This window comes from Streptomyces griseus (assembly GCF_001715295.1).
GTDB classification, from domain to species: Bacteria; Actinomycetota; Actinomycetes; order Streptomycetales; family Streptomycetaceae; genus Streptomyces; species Streptomyces griseus_G.
The window spans coordinates 1,425,206-1,428,949 of record NZ_MDKB01000001.1 but is presented as its reverse complement, the minus strand read 5'-3'; the positions used below and the strand labels follow the sequence as shown (position 1 = coordinate 1,428,949).

General features: G+C 66.8%; 1 protein-coding gene and 1 pseudogene. Both read right to left on the bottom strand.

Features of this window, described 5'->3' with window-relative positions:
* A pseudogene (locus tag BA175_RS31630) lies at positions 1 to 3,142 on the bottom strand (condensation domain-containing protein); the annotation flags it as partial.
* 1 nt (position 3,143) lies between these two features.
* On the bottom strand, positions 3,144 to 3,688 hold a 545-nt coding region (locus BA175_RS32200), incomplete at its 3' end, for an AMP-binding enzyme (RefSeq protein WP_438947310.1).
* Positions 3,689 to 3,744: the final 56 nt, after the last annotated feature.

Sequence of the window (3,744 nt, the reverse complement as noted above, 5' to 3'; positions counted from 1 at the left end):
CCATCCACCGGCCCACCGATCGGGGTACGCACATCACCCGGAACAGTGACCGCGTGCGTCGAATACGTGGTGTCCTCACTCGGCCCGTACAAGTTGTTCACCACACCGATCCCCGGATACGCATACAACGCATCCACCAGACCAGGAGCCAACGGCTCACCCGCAAGATTCACCGTCCGCGCACGCGGCGGAACCGCACCCGCCACCAGCAACTCACGCACCACCGACGGAACCGTATTCACCAACGTCACACCCGCATACCGGCCAGGATGCGCAATCAAATCCAACGCATTATCCGGAACCAGATACACCGTCCCACCCACCGACAACGGAGCAAAAATCTCGAACACCGAAAGATCGAAAGACACCGACGTCGCCGCCAACGTACCCGCCAGCTCCTCCCCCGAGAACACCCGCCCCGCCCACGACAACATCGCCACCACCTGCGAATGCTCGATCACCACCCCCTTCGGACGACCCGTCGAACCCGACGTATAAATCACATAGGCAACATCCGACGAACACCCCACCGCCGGCACACGATCCACACGCCCACCATCCGGGAAATCCGCCACCGAACTCAACACCAACGAAACACCCGAGTCCCCCACCATGAACTCGACACGCTCACCCGGATAACCCGGATCCATCGGCACATAACCCGCACCCGACTTCAACACACCCAACAAAGCAACTACCAAATCCACCGACCGGGGCAGCAACACACCCACCACATCACCAGGCCCCACACCCAGACCCCGCAAACCCCAGGCCAACCGATTCGCACGCTCCTCCAACTCCCCGTACGACAACACCTCCTCCCCACAACACACCGCCACACCACCACCACCCAACCGATCAACCACCCCCTCCACCACACCCTCGACCCGACCAACCACCGAACCCACCAACGGCACACCCACCGACAACACGCCCACCCGCTCACACTCACCCACCGACCGCACATCCACCTCGGCGACAGTCCGGCCAGGATGGTCGGCCAGAGCGTGCAGGACCGCGGCGATCCGGTCCGCTATGAGGACTGCGGTGGAACGCTCGAACAGATCGGTGTTGAAGAGCAGATGCCCGGTGACTCGACCGTCGCGTTCCTCGGCCTGGACCACCAAGTCGTAGGGAGTGGTGCGGAAAGGAACCGGAGCCGGGCTCACTTCCAGGTCGGCCAGTTCGTAACGGGGCGGCGTCCCGTTGACCGCAAGCAGCACCTGGAACAGCGGGCCGCGGTCACCGTGCGGGCGTACTTCCCGGAGCAGTTCCTCCAGGGGAATCCGCGGGTGGGCGCGGATGTCGTCCACCAGCGTCCGCGTCGCGTCCAGGGCCTCGGCGAGAGTGCCGTCCGGGGCCGGACGCAGGCGGAGCGGGAGGGTGTCGACGAGGTACCCGACGACCTCCGCCGTGTCCGGGTGGTCGCGGCCGGCGACGGGTATGCCGACGGTGACGTCGTACCGGTCGGTGAGCTTGGCGAGGACGACAGCAAGTGCTGTCGCAAGGACCGTGAACGAGGTGGTTGCCGCGTCCCGCGCCGCACTGAGCAGTGCCTCCTGCGGAAGGGACAGCGGGACCGCGTCACCCCGGAAGGTCTGCTGAGGGGGGCGGGGCCGGTCGGTCGGCAGGTCGGCAGAGGAGACACCTTCCAGGTGGGAGCGCCAGAACTCCAGTTCCTTCGGCGCCGCCTCGCGCTGCCAGGCAGCGGCTTCGGCGTACTGGACGGGTGCAGGTGAGAGAGCCTCGGTGCCGGGGGCACGCAGGAGTGTGGCGTAACTCCGCGCGAGCTCGCGGAGGATGATGTCGAGGGACCAGCCATCGGCGATGGCGTGATGCAGGCTCATGACGACGACGTGATGCTCGGGCTCGTGACTGACGAGGGTGATGTGCCAGAGGGGGCCGACGGAGAGATCGAAGGTCCGCCGGGTCTCCGCGTCGATCACCGCTTCCCAGTCGGTGGTCGCGGCCCGGGTAAGCGGCACTTCGGGGTCGGGCGCCACGACCTGGCGGAGTACGCCGTCGATCTGGCGCAACGAGGTACGCAGCGCTTCGTGGCGCCGGGCGAGATGATGGAGGGCGGTGACCAAGGCGGACTCGTTCAGCGGCCCGTGGAGGTGGACGGCGCCCCTGATGTGATAGGCGAGGTTGGCCTGCGGATCCAGCGCACACTGCACCCACAGACGTTCCTGGCCGAGCGACGCCGGCAGTACGAGTGTGCCGTCCGGTTCCGGGGCCCGGTCGAGCCGGGGGATCGCAGGTGTACCTCCCTGTTCCTTGTCGGCCGGAAGGTGGGCGGCGAGATCGGCGAGTGTGGGGTGTTCGAAGACGAGCTGGAGCGGGACGTGGGTGCCGAGCGCCTCGCCCAGCCGGTGGGTGAGCCGGGTGGCGAGGAGGGAGTGGCCGCCGAGGACGAAGAAGTCGTCATCCGCGCCGATGTCGGAGACCTCGAGGACTTCGTGCCAGATCTCGGCGACCAGTTCCTCGGCCGGTCCGGAGGGAGCGCGGTAGGTGGCGTGGCCTGTGCCGGGGTCAGGGTCGGGCAGAGCGGAGCGGTCGATCTTGCCGTTGGGCAGGAGGGGGAACTCCTCCAGGCCGACGAAGACGGAGGGAACCATGAAGTCGGGAAGCCAGGCCCGTGCGTGAGAGGCCAGATCGGCCGGCACCTCCGCGCCCGGCACCTCGACATGAGCCACCAGCCGCAACGACCCCGACACATCCTCACGAGCCACCACGACAGCACCCTCGACCACCGCGTGCCGACGAAGAACCTCCTCGACCTCACCCAGCTCCACACGGTGACCACGGACCTTCACCTGGCCATCCACCCGGCCCAGATACTCCAACTGCCCGTCAGGACGCCACCGGACCAGATCCCCCGTCCGATACATCCGACCACCCACCACGGAGAACGGATCAGGAAGATAACGCTCCGCCGTCAACCCCGGCCGCGCATGATACCCACGCGTCACACCGGCCCCCGACAGATACAACTCCCCCACCGCACCCAACGGAACCGGACGCAGATTCCCGTCCAGAACATGCACCGTCGTGCCATCCACCGGCCCACCGATCGGGGTACGCACATCACCCGGAACAGTGACCGCGTGCGTCGAATACGTGGTGTCCTCACTCGGCCCGTNGGCAGAGCGGAGCGGTCGATCTTGCCGTTGGGCAGGAGGGGGAACTCCTCCAGGCCGACGAAGACGGAGGGAACCATGAAGTCGGGAAGCCAGGCCCGTGCGTGAGAGGCCAGATCGGCCGGCACCTCCGCGCCCGGCACCTCGACATGAGCCACCAGCCGCAACGACCCCGACACATCCTCACGAGCCACCACGACAGCACCCTCGACCACCGCGTGCCGACGAAGAACCTCCTCGACCTCACCCAGCTCCACACGGTGACCACGGACCTTCACCTGGCCATCCACCCGGCCCAGATACTCCAACTGCCCGTCAGGACGCCACCGGACCAGATCCCCCGTCCGATACATCCGACCACCCACCACGGAGAACGGATCAGGAAGATAACGCTCCGCCGTCAAACCCGGCCGCGCATGATACCCACGCGTCACACCGGCCCCCGACAGATACAACTCCCCCACCGCCCCGAGAACCACCGGACGCAGATTCCCGTCCAGAACATGGGCCGTCGTCCCATCCACCGGCCCACCGATCGGGGTACGCACATCACCCGGAACAGTGACCGCGTGCGTCGAATACGTGGTGTCCTCACTCGGCCCGT